Here is a 15,868-nt window from a genome sequence, read left to right on the forward strand (position 1 = left end):
CGGGGCCTCCGAGCACCCGGGCTGTCTGGTGCGCCGCCCGTCCGGCCACGTCGGTGTGCGGCGGCACCGCCCGATGGTCCTCGGGCAGCCGACCCAGCAGCGTGCTCGCCCCGGCCGTGGCAACGGCGGCGTCCGCCCCGGCAAGTACTTGCCGCTGCGGAAAGTGAGTGCTAGCTTTCCATGTGAGCAAGTACTTGCCGAGATGAGGGAGCCGCAGCATGAAGACCCCTACACCCGACGAGGCCCGAGCGGCGCTGCGGGACGTCGACCGGCGGCGCAACCAGACGGCAGCGGCGGCGGGCCGGTCCCGGTGGGGCTGGATCGTGGCCGGGGTCCTGATCGCGGCGTACGGCGTTCTCGCCGACCGTGCACCACACTTCGTGCGCACCTGGGGCAGCGTCGTCATCCTCCTCCTGCTGCTTGTCGCCCTGGTGGGCAACACCCGGCTGGGCGGCTCGCTCCTGCGCCGGCCCGTGCGTCCGCGCATCACGCCCGACCCGGCGAGCCTGCTCGGGCTGCTGCTGGTGCTGGCCGCCCTGATCGTCGGCACGACGATCGCCGCGGCCATGGAGGTCCCGCACGTCGCGCTGTGGAGCGGACTTGCCGGCGGTGTCCTGGTGGCCGCCGCGGGTCCGTGGTGGCAGCGCAGGGTCCTCACCAGAGGGACCGGACGGTGACCGACCCGAAGCTGGATCCCGCGCTGCTCGATCCCACCCGACTGGCCATCCTGGCCCTGCTGGCGGGAACGGAATGGGCCGAGTTCTCCTTCGTCCGCGATTCGGTGGAGCTGAGCGACTCGGCCCTGTCCAAACGGATCTCGGCCCTGAGCGACGGCGGCTACGTCGAGGTGCGCAAGGGTTACGTGGGCAAGCGCCCACGGACCTGGATCAGCCTCTCCACGACCGGTCGCGCGGCGCTGAGCGCCCACATCGCGGCCCTACAGGAGATCGCCACGCGGGTCGGCCGCCCCGATTCGACACCTGTCCCCGAGCAGCTCGGCTAGGCGTTGCCGCGGCGCCGGGTCAGGGGGACCTGTTCGAGGTCGAGGCCGTCCTGGCCGTGGCGAAGCACCTCGTCGTCGATCTCACCCTGGGCACGCGTGCGGACGACGGTGTCGTGGCGGTGGTCGCTGACCGCCGGGGCTACGCACCGGCCCGGCTCACCAGCGTGATCAGCTGACCCGCCGCCGGACCAGAGGAAGCCGGGTTCTGGCCGGTGATGAGCAGCCCGTCGCTCGAAGTTGCCCACCTTGGAGAACTCGGCACCCTTGGCGACCAGCTCGTCCTCGACGAGGAAGGGCACGACCTCGGCCAGGCCCATGTACTCCTCCTCGCTGTCGGTGAAAACCCCGCACCACGGCGCGTCGCATCGAGCAGGCGTGGTCGGGCAGCGCCGTCAGACCGTCCGCGCACCTCGACGCCGTTGCGGGTCCGGTCGAGATCATCGACTCCTTCACCGCCGCGGGTGGCGGCGACATCGCTCGGCTCGTCACGAGTCGACATCGCACCCTCCGGGCGCCGCACCGTGTCCCTCCCCGCTGCCGACCGAGGGCCCGCCGGCGGAGCCCGACATGGTCATCCCCCGATCGCACAAAATGCCATATCCGATTCACCTGAATTTCATCGTTGGCACGCCGGTTGCCGCCCTGCGCGAGATAACCCTTTTGGTCGCGATGAACGCCCATCTCAAATTTGCACCATGCTAACTGGTACCGATGTCTGAAGGAAACGGACATCGCGTCCTGGTCACCAAAATAAACACGCTCAACGACACCCGGACGGGTTGACGACCCGGGTCAGATGGGCCAGGATTCCCTCTGTCAAAGGCAACGACGAAACTGTCCTGTAATCGCTCGCCAGCCGGGAGTCGGTTATCACCCCTGGTGGATGCGACCCGAAGGTTGCGTCGCACGCGGTGCCGCAGACTCGATCGACAACCTGAGCTGACCTGGCACCGGACCGACGAAGGTGTCGGTCTGAAGACCCCTACCAGTCGCTCCCGCTCGATCCTGTTACTCCTCACCGCCTTTGCGACGGCCGTGGATCTACTCGCTGCGGGCCCCGATTCCGCATGCGCAAAATCGACTCCGCCGAGACGGCGTGCGCCGGGACCATTTACGGGGAAGGACTATCCATATTGCACATCCCCAACGACGAAGAAATACTGCTGACACAGGAGCACGTGGCCGAGCGGGCCCAAGGCTGGCATCGCTCCGCATTCGAAGATCTCAGCCTTCGGCTCAACGATCCCGGATTTCCGTGCGTCTTCTCACGGAACGCATTCAGGAAGGAGATCGTCAACTTCATCTTCGTCGACAGCGCTGACGAGAAGGGCGTCCGGCGCCTTGCCGAAGGGCTCAGGAGCTATGTGGACCTCGCCAACCGCTGGGACGGCCGCCTCGACACCGCGAGCCCCCTGGTGGTGGCGTTCGCGGCGAATGCGGTGCAGGCACGGACCGTCGAGGACTACCACGCCTTCGGCTGGCAGGTCCTCAACGACCTCCACGGCCTCGACCCCGCCCCCTGGCCCGACGACGTGGCGAGGGAAGCCGACTCACCCGGGTGGTCGATGTGCTTCAACGGCATGCCCCTCTTCTGCAACATGAGCAGCCCGGCATACCGGAAACGGCGCAGCCGCAATCTCGGCGCCCACTTCGTCCTCGTCATCAACCCTCGTGCGCGGTTCGACATCTTTGCCGGTGACACGCCCAGCGGCCGCAAGGTACGCGCCAACATCCGCGACCGCATCGACCGCTACGACGGCACTCCCCACTCGCCACACCTGAGTTCGTACGGCAGCGGTGCGCTCGAGTGGCTTCAGTACAGCCTCGCCGAGGCTGCCGACGAGCGGGCAGCTCGATGCCCGTTCGCGTCGCGCCAGCACGACACCGCCTCATTCTCCGGCGGTCACGACCATGCTCCAGCCAGGAAGGATGCTTCTTGATGATCGACCTCATCGTCTCCCAGGGACGGGTGGCGGACCGAGCGGCGCGGATGATCGAGGGCGCTGCTCGTACCGCGGAGGCCCTCGCGGAGCGCTACGGGCTCTCCGCGCAGTACATCGGGACGCCCGCCCCGGCGGTGAACGACGACTGGACCCAGAGCCTGCCCCAGGCCCGTCAGACGCTGGACTCGATGGCGAGAGCGGTCGCCACGAGCCTTGACAGCGGGAACCTTCCGGTTCTGCTGAACAACACGTGCTCCGTCAGTCTCGCCACGCTGCCGGTCGTGGCCCGGCGGTTTCCGGACGCCGTCGTGCTCTACATCGACGCACACGGCGACTTCAACACTCCGGACACGACGGACAGCGGCTATCTCGGCGGCATGGTGTTGTCCGGCGCATGCGGCCTGTGGGACAGCGGCCACGGCGCCGGGCTGAGGCCCGAGCAGGCGATCCTGGTCGGCACCCGCGACGTCGACCCGGGCGAGCGGAAGCTCATCGACACCGCAGGAGTACGCGTCATCCCCCCGAGCCAGACGACGGCGGAGAACGTCCTGGCCGCCGTCGGTGACGCACGGGTGTGGGTGCACATCGACTGGGACGTGATGGACCCGGGCGCGGTCCCCGCGGACTACACGGTGGCCGACGGCCTGCTGCCCGCGCAGATCCGGGCGATCTTCGACGCCGTTCCGAGGGAACGTCTGATCGGTGTCGAGCTTGCCGAGTTCAACGCCCCGGCGGACGAGGAGCAGATCGAGCAGGCTCTCGCCGTGATCCTTGACATGGTCTCCCCCGCGTTCGTCGCGGCCTGACGTCGAAGGACGGTTCGCGCAATGCCCCTCTATGACAGCATCCTCGACACGATCGGCCGTACCCCGATCGTCCGGCTCCACCGGATGGCCCCGGCGCACACCACGGTCTATGTGAAGGTCGAGTCGTTCAACCCCGGTGGTTCGGTCAAAGACCGCCTCGCCCTGGGCGTGATCCTGCACGCCGAGGCCACCGGGATGCTCAAACCCGGCGACACGATCGTGGAGTGCACCTCGGGCAACGTCGGCATCGCCTTCGCGATGGTGGCCGCCGCCCGCGGCTACCGGTTCGTGGCGGTGATGGGCGACACCTACTCCAGAGAGCGGCGCAAGCTCATCCGCGCGTACGGCGGAAAGGTGATCCTCTTCCCCGGCGCCCTCGGCAGCAGCGGCGGCAACCAGATCGCCGACGAACTGGCCGAGAAACATGGCTGGTTCCGGGCTCGGCAGTTCGACAACCCGGCCAATCCGGCGTACCACCGGGAGACCACCGCTGCCGAGATCCTCGGCGACTTCGCGGGCAAGCGCCTGGACTACTTCGTCACGGGCTTCGGCACCACCGGGACACTGACCGGCGTCGGCCAGATGCTCAAGGTGGCGCGCCCCGACGTACGCATCGTCGTTCTGGAGCCGGAGAATGCCGCAGTCCTGGCCGGCAAGGAGTGGAACGTGCACCAGATCCAGGGTCTGGCCCCCAACTTCGTGCCCAGCGTCCTGGATCAGACGGTCATCGACGAGCTCGTGACGATGGACGAGGTCGTGGCGCGCGACACCGCACGCCGCCTCGCCGCCGAGGAGGGCATCTTCGTCGGCATATCGGCCGGCGCGACCCTGGCCACGGCGCTGCGGACCGCCGAGACGGCGCCGGAGGGTTCGGTGCTTCTCGCGATGCTTCCCGACACCGGTGAGCGCTACCTGTCCACCTTCCTGTTCGACGGCATGAACGAGGAGTCGGATGACGATTGGCTCGCCGCCCAGGACGCCGGCCGCGACAGCGACTGATCGGGACCGCGCATGAGGGAGTTCATTCCGGCGGCCACACGTTTCGTCACACTGCCCGACGGTTTCGCCATGAAGCGCGGCGGGGTGCTCGACGGAGCGCGGGTCGCGTACGAGGCCGTGGGGCGGTTGAGCGAGGCACGCGACAACGTCGTGCTGGTCCTCACCGGCATGTCCCCGGACGCGCACGTCGCCGCGCACGACGAGGACCCCACTCCCGGGTGGTGGGAGCACATGGTGGGGCCGGGCCGGCCGATCGACACAGACAGGTGGTACGTGATCTGCGTGAACGCCCTGGGCAGCTGCAAGGGTTCCACCGGGCCGGCCTCGGTCGACCCCGCCACCGGCGAACCCTACGGGATGACGTTCCCGCAGCTGTCCATCGAGGACATCGCCGACGCGGCCGCGGTGCTGGTCCGCGCCCTGGGGTTCGACACGCTCAGTTGCGTCGTCGGGGCGTCCATGGGCGGAATGAGCGCGCTCTCCCTCCTGCTTCGCCATCCCGGTCTGGCGCGCAACCTCATCAACATCTCCGGGGCGGTGCACGCACTGCCCTACGCCATCGCCGTCCGCTCACTGCAGCGCGAGGCGATCCGGTCCGACCCCCGCTGGTCGCAGGGGCGCTATCGCGATGACGCCCTGCACTACCCTCGGTCCGGGATGCGCCTGGCGCGCAAGCTCGGCATGCTGACCTACCGCTCGGCCCGGGAGTGGGATCAGCGCTTCGGCCGTACCCGGCTCACCGGCAAACGCGGGACGGACGACCTCCCCTTCGACCCTGAATTCCGAGTCGAGGGCTATCTCCAGGCACACGCGGACCGCTTCGCACACCACTTCGATCCCAACAGCTACCTCTACCTGAGCAGGTGCATCGACCTGTTCGATCTCGGCGAATCATGCGGTGGCACACCGGAGGCGGCGCTGGCAGGGCTGAGCCTGGACGCCGCGCTGGTGATCGGGGTGGAGACCGACACGCTGTTCCCGCTGCGCCAGCAACGCCAGATCGCGGACGGTCTCCGCGAGGGCGGAACCGAGGTGCAGTTCAAGGCGCTGGAGTCGGACGAGGGGCACGACGCTTTCCTGGTGGATGTCGCCCGCTTCGGTCCACCGATCGCCAAGTTCCTGTCACTGATCTGGTAATGAGGAGTAAGCCTTGTCCCTGATCCCCTCGAAGGTGGCGCTCGTTACCGGCGCCAACCGCGGCATCGGCCGTGAGATCGCTCGGCAGCTCGCGGAGAACGGCGTACACACCCTGGTCGCCGGTCGCCGCCCGGAGGCGGTGACGGAAGCCACGGCGAGCCTGCGAGGCATGGGTCTCGACGTCGCTCCGCTCGTCCTGGACGTCACCGCATCGGACACGATCGCCGAGGCCGTCGACACCGTCGGCGCGAGGTACGGCCGGCTGGACATCCTCGTCAACAACGCGGGCATCCGCGTCGAGAAGTACGGCAGGCGGCCCTCCGAGCAGCCCATGGATCAGTGGCGCCAGACCTTCGACACCAACCTGTTCGGCGTCGTCGAGGTGACGGCGGCCTTCCTGCCCCTCCTGCGCCGATCCCCGGCGGGGCGCATCGTCAACGTCTCCAGCCTGCTGGGCTCGCTGACCAGACAGAGCGACCCGACCTCATACGTCTACAGCGATGCCTTCAAGTCGCTGCCCGCCTACAGCGCCTCCAAGAGCGCGGTGAACTCCTGGACGGTGCACCTGGCGTACGAGCTGCGCGACACGCCGATCAAGGTCAACTCGGTGCACCCGGGCTACACCAAGACGGACCTGAATGACGGCGCGGGCGACCTGGAGGTCGCCGTCGGCGCGAAGACGAGCGTCGACATGGCCCTGCTCGGCTCGGACGGGCCGACCGGCAGCTATCTCCACCTCGGCGAAACGCTCCCATGGTGAAGGGGTTCCGACAATGAGCAGACTCGCTCTGGTCACCGATCAGGCCAGCCTTCCGATCGACTACGACATGGCCCTGCTGCTTGACGCCTGCCGTGCCGCCGACCTCGTCGCCGAGGTGTGCGACTGGGAGGATCCCACCGTCGACTGGTCCGGGTTCGACGCGGTGTTGCTGCGTTCGCCGTGGTCGTACGTGGATCGTCTGCCCGTCTTCCTCGCCTGGTGTGAGCGTGTCGCGGCGGTGACGGATCTCCACAACCCGCTGCCGGTGGTGCGCTGGAGCCTCGACAAGCTGTACATGGCCGACCTCGCCGCCCACGGCGTGCCGGTGGTGCCGAGCACGTACGTCCGGCCCGGTAGTGACCCGTCCGCGGCGGTACGGCAGTTCCTCGACGGTCATCCCGAGGCCGCGGAGTTCGTCGTCAAGCCAACGGTGGGCGCCTATTCGAAGGACGTCCAGCGTTTCTCCCGCTCCCACGCGCCCACCGCGACCGCCCACGTCGCACGGCTGCACTCCGCGGGCCTGGTCGCGCTGCTCCAGCCGTACCTCGAATCGGTCGACCGTGATGGTGAGACGGACCTGATCTATTTCGGTGGCGTCTACAGCCATGCCATCCGCAAGAGCCCGATGCTCATGCCGGACGGCACGGTCAACGTGCCCACCTTCGAGAGCCGCACGCCCCGGGTGGCGGAGGACGACGAACGCGCCGTGGCCTCGGCGGCGCTGGCGGCGGCCGGTGCGCGGCTCGGGCTGGACCGTCCGCTGGTCTACGCCCGGGTCGATGTGATCCGCGGATTCGACGGCGCGCCCATCGTCCTGGAACTGGAGTTGTGCGAGCCGTCTCTGAACCTGCCGTTCACCGACCACGGGCCGACGCGTTTCGCGGAGGCCATCGCCGGGCGGCTGGGGATCAGTGCTCGATGAGCAGCGGCGCGAGCCGGCGGATGGCGTCGTCGACGTCGGAGGCCGACGGTGCCGCGACATAGCTGAGCCGGACGTGCCGGAGGCTGTTGCCGGAGGCCGAGAAGTTCGTGCCGGGTGTGATGGCGACGCCCTTGGCGAGCGCGGCGGGGACCAGTTGATGCTCGTCGAGGTGCGCGGGAAGCGACACCCACAGGTGGTAACCGCCGCGGGGGCGACGGGCGAGAGCGTGGTCGCCGAAGGTCGCCGAAACGGCCTCGGTGGCCACCTCGCGACGGTGCGCCAGGGCGACGCTGAGCGCCTTGAGAGCCCGCCTCCAGCCGGGGGCGGTCACCATCTCCAGCGCGGTCAGCTGCAGCGGAGCGGGCACGAACAGCATGTCGATGACGTGGGCGGATCGCAGTCGGGCCAGGACGGGGCCGCGGGCCGCGATCGCCCCGACGCGCAGGTTCGGAGAGCTGACCTTGGTCAGCGATCTGATGTGCACGACGGTGCCGTCCGGGTCGTCGGCGACCATCGGCGGCGGTGCGGCGGGGGCGTCGGCGTGCGCCATGTGCCGGGCGAAGTCATCCTCGATGACGAACGCGGCGTGCCGGCGGGCGATGGCCCGGATCTCCTCCTGCCGGGCCGGCGAGACGCTCGCCCCGGTGGGGTTCTGGAACAGCGGCTGGACGATGATGACGCGCGCCCGGGTACGGGCGAGGGCCCGGTCGAGATGATCCGAGTGCAGACCGTGGACGTCCATGGGGACCGGAACCGGCCGCAGTCCGGCGGCATGGGCCGCCGCGATGGCCCCCGGGTAGGTCGGCGACTCCAGGAGGACCGGATCTCCCGGCTGGGCGAGCGCGCGCAGCGCGATGGCCAGCGCACTCTGCCCCGCCGCGCAGACCAGGATGTCGTGCCGACCGAGGCCACCGCCGATGTCGGCGGCGAACCAGTCGCGCAGCTCGGGCAGCCCTCCGGCGGGCGGGCGGTCCCACGCCTCCGTGCGTCTGGCCGCGCGCGACATCGCCGTGGCCAGGGTGCCCAGCGGCTGTAGCCCGGGATGAAGGTAGCCACCGTTGAGGTCGATGATGTCCGGCCCGGCCGTCGACAGTGTCTGCAGCAGCGCGGGCGCCTGGAAGTCACGCAGGGCACCGATCGAGGCTCCTTCGGCCCCCACCGGGTCGAGGGCCGCCTCCTGCCAGGAGGTGTCCCCGGTGCGGGCCGCCGGCCGGGCCGCCGTGCGGTACGTCCCGGCGCCGGGGCGAGGCGCGATGAGTCCTCGCTGGGCGAGCAACGCCAGCGCCGCGGAGACGGTGGTGCCGCTCGCGGCGAAGCGCCGCACCAGCTCACGGTGGGTCGCGATGCGTGTGCCCTCCGGCAGTAGCGCTATTTCCTCTGCGATGGACTCCGCCAGGACACGGGAACTGCTACTGTTTGACATGAGTACGGAGAATAGCGCTATCACGCTGGTGCGGATATCACCACTCGCGAGCGGAACGGCGTTCGCCGCGCTCGGTGTGCTGAGCTTCTCGTTCAGCTTCCCGGCGACCCACTGGGCGCTCGACGGGTTCGGGCCGTGGAGTGCCACCGGCGTGCGCGGTGTCCTCGCCGCGGTCATCGCGCTCACCGCTCTCCTCGCCACCCGCACGCCGTTGCCGGCCGCCGGCGACTGGCCAGCCCTCGCCGTGGTGGCAGCCGGCTGCGTGATCGGCTTCCCGCTGCTCACCACCTTCGCTCTGCAGACCTCGACCACGGCCCACTCGGCCGTCGTCATCGGTGCGCTGCCCATGGCCACCGCAACGATCTCCGCGCTGCGCACCGGGCGTCGCCCGTCGAAACTGTTCTGGGCGGCCGCCTCGACAGGCGCGGCCACGGTCATCGCGTTCACCATCTCGCAGAACCACGGCCGGCCAACGATCGCCGACCTCTACCTGTTCGGCGCGCTGCTGGTCTGCGCCGCCGGCTATGCCGAGGGCGGGCGGCTCTCCGCGCACATGCCCGGCTGGCAGGTCATCGCCTGGGGGGTCGTTCTCGCGGCACCGGTCAGCCTCGCCGTGTGCGCGGTCGCGCTTCCGCAGGAGCCGGTGCGCCTGACGGCCGAGGCGCTCGGCGGCATGGCGTACCTCGCGGCCATCTCGCAGTTCGGCGGGTTCGTGGTCTGGTATCGCGGTATGGGCCTCATCGGGGTGACCCGGGCCAGCCAGCTACAACTCGCCCAGCCGCTGCTGACCCTGGTGTGGGCGGTCCTCCTGCTCGGTGAGCACCTCAGCGCCATGGTGCCGCTGACCGCGACAGTCGTCCTCTGCTGCATCGTCGTCACGCAACGGGCCAGGACGGCATGAATTCGCTCAAGCAGACCAGGACGGAGCTGGTCCACCATCTCGTGCCGGATGCGCTGTGGGAGCTGTTCCGGCAGGTAGTGCCGGCCACGGTCGTACGCCGGCCGCAGGGTGGCGGCCGGCGCCGCGCGGACGACCGGCAGGTGCTGGCGGCCATCGTGTACGTCGCCGGCACCGACCGCGCGTGGCGGCAGATCCCCGACAGCTTCGGGGTTTCCTGGCCGACCGTCTACCGGCGGTTCGCGGAATGGCGCCAGGCCGAGGTGTGGACCCGCCTACTGCAGTTGGTCGCGGAGATCCACCACGAGGACGACGAGCTGAACTGGTCCCGTCGGGTGATCGGGGCGGTGTATTCGCGAGCGGCACGGGACGGACGTTGATGCCCGGCTCGGCCGATCAGCCGCCAAGTAGCGTCGAAGTCCAGCACCAGTAGATCCGCCCGATAGCGGCCGGCCGGCACCACCGGGACGAAGGGGGCCGGCGGGTCATCGTACCGTCCTCCGAGCGGATCCGTGGCGACAATCCGACCGGTCGGCAACAGAAGCCACGTCCGTTCGATCGCGCGCCCGCACCGCCGACACCCGCACCACGCACGAACCTCTCGTCGTTCGCGATCGGATCGCCCGCACCCGTCCTCTCCGCTCGATCGCCGGAGACGGCGAGCCCCACGCCCGGGGCCGCGCGCACCCAGGCCGCGGCGGCGGGCAGCACGGCACTTCGGACCGGCGGCCTGGACCGAAGTGCCCCACACGACGATCACCGTCATGCCGACCGTCGTGCCGGTGACACCGAAAGCGGTCCAGCCCCGGGAGTCGGGCGCAGCAGTCAAGCCCTTTGAGCACCTCCGACAACCGGCGCCGCTCGCGCACGATCTGCGGCTCGCACGTGCCCGCCCGGACCCGCGGCCCATGGACCCGCACCGGCTGGTGCGGGTGACAGTCGAGCTCGGACCTCACTACGCCACACCGCGTGCCGTCGACGGGTGCGAGTCGGTCGCCACCCGGCCCCAGCAGCCCAGGCCCTTCCCAGCAGCGTGTCGAAAGGTAGGCAACTTTCGATCCTCCGATCTGGAGGACAGGGTTGAAGTGTTCGACGAAGTCCGTACACTGCACTGTACGTAACTTATCAAACACCCGCTTGTTCAGAGTCCCATGAAGGCGGTCCAGCATGTCCATCAGAGAAAAACAAGCTGCCCCCGGTGGGGCGGCGCCCGAGGCTCCCTACGCGAGGCGCTGGGTGATGCTGCCCGTGCTGCTCGCGGCCATGTTCATGGTCCAGTTCGACCTGTTCGTGGTGAACGTCGCTGCTCCGTCCCTCGAGCGCGACCTGCAGGCCAGCCAGGGGGCCCTGGAGTTGATCGTCGCCGGGTACGGGTTCACGTACGCCGCGGGCCTGGTCACCGGCGGCCGCCTCGGCGACCTGTTCGGCCAGCGTGGGATGTTCCTGGGTGGCACGCTGGCATTCACCGCGGCCTCCCTGTTGTGCGGTCTGGCCCAGAGCGACGGCCAGCTCGTCGCCTTCCGGCTGCTGCAGGGCCTCACAGGTGCCGCGATGGTGCCGCAGGTGCTCGCGTTGATCACCCGGATCTTCCCGGGCAACGAGCGCTTCAAGGCGCTCGGTTACTACGGCGTGGCGATGGGCATCGGCGGCGTGGCCGGCCAGGTGCTCGGCGGCGCGCTCGTGCAGAGCAACGTGTTCGGCCTGGGCTGGCGCGTCATCTTCCTGATCAACGTCCCGATCGGCATCCTGGCGGTGATCCTGTCCATGGGGCTGGTGCCGAAGGTGCCCCCAGGGGCCCGGCCCCGGCTCGACTTCGTCGGCGCGATCGGCATCTCCGGCGCCCTCGCCCTGGCGCTGGTGCCGCTGGCCCTGGGCCGCACCGAGGGTTGGCCGCTGTGGTGCTGGATCTGCCTGATCGCCTCGGTGCCTGTCCTGATCCTCGCGCTGCTCTGGGAGGCGTCGCTCAGCCGCCGCGGCGGTGAGCCGATCCTCGACCTGGCGCTGTTCCGCAACAGCGTCTTCGCCCGCGGCCTGATCATCTCCGTCGGCGTCTTCGCGGCGTTCTACAGCTTCATGTTCTGCCTCACCCTCGTCCTGCAGTCCGGCATGGGCCTGAGCCCACTTGAGGCCGGCTGGACCTTCGCCCCGCTGGCCGTCGGCTTCGCCGGTGCGTCGCTGGTGGCACCACGCAAGGTCGCCAAGTACGGGGCCACGCTGATCACCATAGGCGTCGCCATCGCCGCGGTCGGCATGATCGGCCTGGCCGTCCTGCTGCAGGTGTCCGGCGACAACGCCACCGCGCTGCGGGTCACCGGCCTCCTGTTCCTGATCGGCATCGGCAACGGCTTGGCAGTGCCGGTGCTCACCGGTGTGGTGCTCGCCGGCGCGCGGGTGGCGAACGCGGGCGCGGCGTCCGGTCTGCTCACCACCACCCAGCAGTTCTCCAGCGCGATCGGCGTGGCCACCCTCGGCTCGCTGTTCTTCACCATTCTGGGCAACAGGCGCGATATCACGTCGTTCGGGCACTCGCTCGAGTGGGTGCTCGGGATCGGGCTGGTCCTGCTGTTGATCGTCGCCATCACGGCGAGTTCGCTGCCCAAGCCGCCGAAGCGCGCCGGCTGACACCGACGGTGCCGCCGTGCTGTTGTGAGCTGGACGATGTCTCTCGAACGGCGACCGGATTACTCTGGACAGAGTTGATTTGCGGCACCCGGGAGGGCGACATGCCAACAGGTAACAGCACGGCGGGCCGGCTTGCCCCCAACCACACCGATCCCAAAGATGTTCCGCTCACCGCGGCGCTGGCGGCCCTCGCCGACCCGATCCGCCTGGCGATCGTCCGCCAGGTGAGCCTGGTCGGCGACTGGGAGCGGACCTGCGCTTCCTTCGACCTGCCGGTCGGCAAGGCGGCGCGGACGTACCACTTCAGCGTGCTGCGCGACGCGGGCGTGATCGAGCAGCGCGACGAGGGCCCTCACCGCCTCACCCGGCTGCGCCGTACAGAGTTCGACGAATGCTTCCCCGGCCTGCTGGACCTGGTCCTCGGCGAGCCGAGGTGCGACAAGCCAGGCCCCGCCCGAGCCGCTGACGCGGCGGAGGGTGGCAAGCGCCGGGCACAACGATATCCATCGCTTATCTGACGTGGAGGAAAACCATGGCCGCTGACGCAGCGGAACTGAAGGCCCGCGCCGACCTGCTCCGCGACCTGCATCGCGGAGACTTGCTCGTCCTGCCGAACGTGTGGGACGCGGCGAGCGCGAAAGTGGTGGTCGACGCGGGGTTCCCGGTGACCGCCACGGCCAGCGCCGCCATCTCGGCGATGCTCGGCTACCCCGATGGCGAGGTCGCGCCATGGCAGGAGATGTTCGCCGCGGCCGGTCGCATCGCCGGCGCCGTCGCGGTGCCGACCACCGTGGACGCCGAGGCCGGCTACGGTCTGCCGCCGACTGAGCTGGTGGCACGACTGCTGGAGATCGGCGCGGTCGGCTGCAACCTGGAGGACACTGACCACCGAGCCGGCGGCCTGGCCGACGCCGACGCTTTCGCAGGATGGCTCGCCGAGGTCCGCACGGCTGCGGAGAACGCCGGGGTCCCGATCGTCATCAACGCGCGGGTCGACGTGTTCCTGCCGAGTGCCCGTGTGCCCGAGCCCGAGCGGGTGGCTGAGGCGGTCAAGCGGGGCCGGCTCTACCGCGACGCCGGGGCCGACTGCATCTACCCCATCGGTGTCCGGAGCCGGGATGACCTGACCACGCTCGTCAACGAGCTGGACTGCCCCGTCAACGGCAACGTGGGCGACCAACTCGACCTCGCCGCGCACCGCGAGATCGGCACCGCACGGGTGTCGTTCGGCCCGCGCTTCTACCGCGCGGCCCTGGCCGGCTTCGAGACATCCGTCAAGGCTCTGAAGGACTGACAACGGCCGATGGGGTCACTTCGTCGAGAGGTGACCCCATCACGGTGCGCCACGGTCAATCGAGCTCTATCGCGTGGATCGCGGGCACGACGTTCTCGGCGATCGAGCGCAGCAGCCGGTCGTAGTCGGTGAACGTGTTGAGTCGCAGCACGATGTGCCGGCACCCATTGTCGACGTATTCGCCGAGCCGTGCCGCCAGTTCCTTGTCGGTGCCGCCGAAATAGTTCTGGTAGTTCGACATCGTCGTCACGGGCAGCTGGTAGTAGCGCGTCGTGTATTCGTTGAGCGCCGCCTCGGCGGACGCGCCGTCCGGATTCGTGTTGACATTGATATACAGCGACGGCACAACGTCGGCAGGATTCCGGCCGGCCGACGTCGCGGTCTCCTGGATGCTCTTCAGAGCGCGGCCATACCACTCAGGGTCGATGTGCACGGGCATCCAGCCGTCGTACATCGTGCCCGTACGGCGGATCGCCTTGGGCTTGCCGTTGCTCGCGAGCCAGATCCCGGGGCCGCCGGGCGTCTTGGGCGGACCCTGCTGGCGCAGTTCGCCGAGGTTGTAGTAATGACCCCGCAGGTCGCCGTCCTCACCACGCCACGCCTTCTTGAAGGCCGCGACAGCCTCGTCAACGCGCGTGATCCGCTCGGTGTAGGTCATGGTCACGGCGTCGCTCTCGTTGTTCACCGGCAGCGGCTCGCCCATCCCCAGGCCCATGATCAGTCGGCCGTCGGCGAGCTGGTCGAGCGTCGTGATGCCGTGCGCCAGCGACTTCGGCTCGCGCAGCACCGCCGTCAGCGCCGCCGTGCCGACGGTGACGTTCCGGGTCACCATCGCAATCGCACCGAGTAGGGACAGCGGCTCCAGGCGGGGGCGGGTGACGAACGAGTCCCCCACCCACACCGAGTCGAACCCCAGCTCCTCCACCTGTTTCGCCAGCTCGATGATTGTGCCCGCCGCGTCGGCCGGCTTCATGATCGACATCTCGCGGACGGGCAGCGCAACGCCAATTTTTGGATTCACCATGCATTCCTCCCAAACGGGTTCACGGTGCTGAAAGCGTACGGCGAGGCCGGCCGTGGCATGTCTCCCAGCGTGCTCGACCACGGGCCCGGCGGGACCGTGGAAAAGCAAGCTGGAACACCGGCGGCTCGACTCCGTCGCGCATTGTGTAGGCATGTCCCTGACCAGCGTTCAGTCCGGCCGCGTCCGCGCCGCCCTGCCCGTGATGGCAGGCCGGCTGCGGGCGCTCGCCTCCCGCGTCCCGCCCGACCTCCGCGCCACGCAGCACTGGACCGCGGCCGACACCCTGGCGCACCTCTGCGCCATCGCGGCCATCGACATCTCCCTGGTGACCCGCGCACCGTCCTGGCTGCCGGTGCCCGGGCTCAACGAGGCCCGCGCCTCCGCCACGGTGGACAACCTCGCGGGGGTCAACAAAATTGTGCTGTCGCAATTCACCGAGCGGAACCCTCACGTCCTGCTGGACCGCCTGGACCAGGATCTCCGGCGCCTCCTGGAACTGGCCGCGGACCCCGGCGCGCCGGCCACCGTGCCCTGGCTCGGCAACGGCACGCTGCCGTTGGACGGCCTGCTCGCGCACCTGCTGAACGAGATGGACATCCACGGCTGGGACATCGCCCGGGCGGCCCGCCAGCCGTGGCACACGACGCCGCAGGACGCGGCGCTGTTCATGGACCTGTTTCTGGTCGGCATCGTCCGTCACGGATACGGGCACCTGCTCGACCGCGAGGGCCCGGTGCGGCCGGGACGAATCTCGGTGACCTTCCGATCCAGGCAGAGCGAGCCGGTGACCATGGCGCTGGTGGACGGTGTGGTGCGGGTCGAGCCGGTCGACCCGCGGCCGGACGTGAGCCTCACGTACGACCCGGTGACGTTCAACCGCCTGCTCTTCCACCGGGTCAGCTACCCGCGCGCCGTACTGACCGGCAAGGTCCGCGTCGGCGGTCGCCGGCCGTGGCTGCTGCCCGCCTTCACCGAGACGATGCGACTGCCCTCATGACGAACGGCCCGGCCGTACTCGCCGGGCCGTTCGTCGGGCG

At 69.5% G+C, this 15,868-nt stretch carries 17 protein-coding genes; 14 read left to right on the forward strand and 3 right to left on the reverse strand.

All coding sequences use genetic code 11. The features are described 5' to 3' along the window. Nucleotides 1–218 precede the first annotated feature (218 nt). Together ACGFIW_RS18510 and ACGFIW_RS18515 are read left to right on the forward strand one after the other, a co-directional pair. Entirely contained in the window at nucleotides 219–677 is a 459-nt protein-coding gene (locus ACGFIW_RS18510; RefSeq protein ID WP_393316834.1) for a hypothetical protein, read from the forward strand. Next, nucleotides 674–1,003, forward strand: a complete 330-nt coding sequence (locus ACGFIW_RS18515) for a winged helix-turn-helix domain-containing protein (RefSeq protein ID WP_393316837.1) — start codon at nucleotides 674–676, stop codon at nucleotides 1,001–1,003. Before ACGFIW_RS18510 ends, ACGFIW_RS18515 begins: the two co-directional genes overlap by 4 nt. Here the strand turns inward: ACGFIW_RS18515 and ACGFIW_RS18520 are convergent. Next, nucleotides 1,000–1,320, reverse strand: coding sequence for a hypothetical protein (locus ACGFIW_RS18520; protein ID WP_393316839.1), 321 nt, complete (start codon nucleotides 1,318–1,320; stop codon nucleotides 1,000–1,002). The two genes, ACGFIW_RS18515 and ACGFIW_RS18520, sit on opposite strands and share 4 nt — an antisense overlap. A 750-nt stretch (nucleotides 1,321–2,070) precedes the next feature. Here ACGFIW_RS18520 and ACGFIW_RS18525 point away from each other — a divergent pair. From ACGFIW_RS18525 to ACGFIW_RS18550, 6 genes are read left to right on the forward strand one after another with little or no spacing between them, the layout of a single operon-like run. Beyond that, nucleotides 2,071–2,943: a YqcI/YcgG family protein gene (locus tag ACGFIW_RS18525; RefSeq protein WP_393316842.1), complete on the forward strand. Its 873-nt coding sequence runs from the start codon at nucleotides 2,071–2,073 to the stop codon at nucleotides 2,941–2,943. After that, on the forward strand, nucleotides 2,943–3,752 hold the full coding sequence (locus ACGFIW_RS18530) for an arginase family protein (RefSeq protein ID WP_393316845.1): 810 nt from the start codon (nucleotides 2,943–2,945) through the stop codon (nucleotides 3,750–3,752). The genes ACGFIW_RS18525 and ACGFIW_RS18530 overlap by 1 nt, the downstream gene beginning before the upstream one ends. A 21-nt stretch (nucleotides 3,753–3,773) precedes the next feature. Continuing rightward, nucleotides 3,774–4,751 carry a cysteine synthase A gene (gene cysK / locus ACGFIW_RS18535; RefSeq protein ID WP_393316847.1) on the forward strand — a complete coding sequence of 326 codons (978 nt, stop codon included), beginning with the start codon at nucleotides 3,774–3,776 and terminating at the stop codon, nucleotides 4,749–4,751. Between the two features lie 12 nt (nucleotides 4,752–4,763). Next, complete coding sequence (locus ACGFIW_RS18540; RefSeq protein ID WP_393316850.1) at nucleotides 4,764–5,888, forward strand: homoserine O-acetyltransferase; 1,125 nt, start codon at nucleotides 4,764–4,766, stop codon at nucleotides 5,886–5,888. A gap of 13 nt (nucleotides 5,889–5,901) precedes the next feature. After that, a complete protein-coding gene (locus ACGFIW_RS18545) occupies nucleotides 5,902–6,648 on the forward strand; it encodes an SDR family oxidoreductase (protein WP_393316852.1) in 747 nt (248 codons plus the stop codon). Between the two features lie 13 nt (nucleotides 6,649–6,661). Further along, on the forward strand, nucleotides 6,662–7,570 hold the full coding sequence (locus tag ACGFIW_RS18550; protein ID WP_393316855.1) for a RimK family alpha-L-glutamate ligase: 909 nt from the start codon (nucleotides 6,662–6,664) through the stop codon (nucleotides 7,568–7,570). Here ACGFIW_RS18550 and ACGFIW_RS18555 read toward each other — a convergent pair. Beyond that, nucleotides 7,557–8,993 carry a PLP-dependent aminotransferase family protein gene (locus tag ACGFIW_RS18555; RefSeq protein ID WP_393316858.1) on the reverse strand — a complete coding sequence of 479 codons (1,437 nt, stop codon included), beginning with the start codon at nucleotides 8,991–8,993 and terminating at the stop codon, nucleotides 7,557–7,559. The two genes, ACGFIW_RS18550 and ACGFIW_RS18555, sit on opposite strands and share 14 nt — an antisense overlap. Here ACGFIW_RS18555 and ACGFIW_RS18560 point away from each other — a divergent pair. From ACGFIW_RS18560 to ACGFIW_RS18580, 5 genes are all read left to right on the forward strand, one after another. Then, nucleotides 8,992–9,894 (forward strand): DMT family transporter, encoded by a 903-nt coding sequence (locus ACGFIW_RS18560; RefSeq protein ID WP_393316861.1) that lies wholly within the window; start codon nucleotides 8,992–8,994, stop codon nucleotides 9,892–9,894. The genes ACGFIW_RS18555 and ACGFIW_RS18560 overlap by 2 nt on opposite strands. Further along, nucleotides 9,891–10,271: a transposase gene (locus tag ACGFIW_RS18565; RefSeq protein WP_393316864.1), complete on the forward strand. Its 381-nt coding sequence runs from the start codon at nucleotides 9,891–9,893 to the stop codon at nucleotides 10,269–10,271. Before ACGFIW_RS18560 ends, ACGFIW_RS18565 begins: the two co-directional genes overlap by 4 nt. A 787-nt stretch (nucleotides 10,272–11,058) precedes the next feature. Next, nucleotides 11,059–12,513, forward strand: a complete 1,455-nt coding sequence (locus ACGFIW_RS18570; RefSeq protein WP_393316866.1) for an MFS transporter — start codon at nucleotides 11,059–11,061, stop codon at nucleotides 12,511–12,513. Nucleotides 12,514–12,614: 101 nt separating this feature from the next. Further along, a complete protein-coding gene (locus tag ACGFIW_RS18575; RefSeq protein ID WP_393316869.1) occupies nucleotides 12,615–13,031 on the forward strand; it encodes an ArsR/SmtB family transcription factor in 417 nt (138 codons plus the stop codon). Nucleotides 13,032–13,045: 14 nt separating this feature from the next. Next, entirely contained in the window at nucleotides 13,046–13,807 is a 762-nt protein-coding gene (locus ACGFIW_RS18580) for an isocitrate lyase/phosphoenolpyruvate mutase family protein (RefSeq protein WP_393316872.1), read from the forward strand. 55 nt (nucleotides 13,808–13,862) lie between these two features. Here ACGFIW_RS18580 and ACGFIW_RS18585 read toward each other — a convergent pair whose 3' ends face one another. Continuing rightward, complete coding sequence (locus ACGFIW_RS18585) at nucleotides 13,863–14,831, reverse strand: LLM class flavin-dependent oxidoreductase (RefSeq protein WP_393316876.1); 969 nt, start codon at nucleotides 14,829–14,831, stop codon at nucleotides 13,863–13,865. Between the two features lie 151 nt (nucleotides 14,832–14,982). On the opposite strand from ACGFIW_RS18585, the gene ACGFIW_RS18590 reads away from it, so the two are divergent. Continuing rightward, nucleotides 14,983–15,828 carry a maleylpyruvate isomerase N-terminal domain-containing protein gene (locus tag ACGFIW_RS18590; protein WP_393316879.1) on the forward strand — a complete coding sequence of 282 codons (846 nt, stop codon included), beginning with the start codon at nucleotides 14,983–14,985 and terminating at the stop codon, nucleotides 15,826–15,828. Nucleotides 15,829–15,868: the final 40 nt, after the last annotated feature.

This window comes from Micromonospora sp. NPDC048935, from assembly GCF_043197875.1.
GTDB lineage: Bacteria > Actinomycetota > Actinomycetes > Mycobacteriales > Micromonosporaceae > Micromonospora.

Excerpts from the sequence above, each read along its gene's own strand:
- ACGFIW_RS18510 (WP_393316834.1), top strand. The coding sequence starts at position 219 with ATGAAGACCCCTACACCCGACGAGGCCCGAGCGGCGCTGCGGGACGTC.
- ACGFIW_RS18520 (WP_393316839.1), bottom strand. The coding sequence starts at position 1,320 with ATGGGCCTGGCCGAGGTCGTGCCCTTCCTCGTCGAGGACGAGCTGGTC.
- ACGFIW_RS18525 (WP_393316842.1), top strand. The coding sequence starts at position 2,071 with ATGCGCAAAATCGACTCCGCCGAGACGGCGTGCGCCGGGACCATTTAC.
- ACGFIW_RS18530 (WP_393316845.1), top strand. The coding sequence starts at position 2,943 with ATGATCGACCTCATCGTCTCCCAGGGACGGGTGGCGGACCGAGCGGCG.
- cysK (WP_393316847.1), top strand. The coding sequence starts at position 3,774 with ATGCCCCTCTATGACAGCATCCTCGACACGATCGGCCGTACCCCGATC.
- ACGFIW_RS18540 (WP_393316850.1), top strand. The coding sequence starts at position 4,764 with ATGAGGGAGTTCATTCCGGCGGCCACACGTTTCGTCACACTGCCCGAC.
- ACGFIW_RS18550 (WP_393316855.1), top strand. The coding sequence starts at position 6,662 with ATGAGCAGACTCGCTCTGGTCACCGATCAGGCCAGCCTTCCGATCGAC.
- ACGFIW_RS18560 (WP_393316861.1), top strand. The coding sequence starts at position 8,992 with ATGAGTACGGAGAATAGCGCTATCACGCTGGTGCGGATATCACCACTC.
- ACGFIW_RS18555 (WP_393316858.1), bottom strand. The coding sequence starts at position 8,993 with ATGTCAAACAGTAGCAGTTCCCGTGTCCTGGCGGAGTCCATCGCAGAG.
- ACGFIW_RS18565 (WP_393316864.1), top strand. The coding sequence starts at position 9,891 with ATGAATTCGCTCAAGCAGACCAGGACGGAGCTGGTCCACCATCTCGTG.
- ACGFIW_RS18570 (WP_393316866.1), top strand. The coding sequence starts at position 11,059 with ATGTCCATCAGAGAAAAACAAGCTGCCCCCGGTGGGGCGGCGCCCGAG.
- ACGFIW_RS18575 (WP_393316869.1), top strand. The coding sequence starts at position 12,615 with ATGCCAACAGGTAACAGCACGGCGGGCCGGCTTGCCCCCAACCACACC.
- ACGFIW_RS18580 (WP_393316872.1), top strand. The coding sequence starts at position 13,046 with ATGGCCGCTGACGCAGCGGAACTGAAGGCCCGCGCCGACCTGCTCCGC.
- ACGFIW_RS18585 (WP_393316876.1), bottom strand. The coding sequence starts at position 14,831 with ATGGTGAATCCAAAAATTGGCGTTGCGCTGCCCGTCCGCGAGATGTCG.
- ACGFIW_RS18590 (WP_393316879.1), top strand. The coding sequence starts at position 14,983 with ATGTCCCTGACCAGCGTTCAGTCCGGCCGCGTCCGCGCCGCCCTGCCC.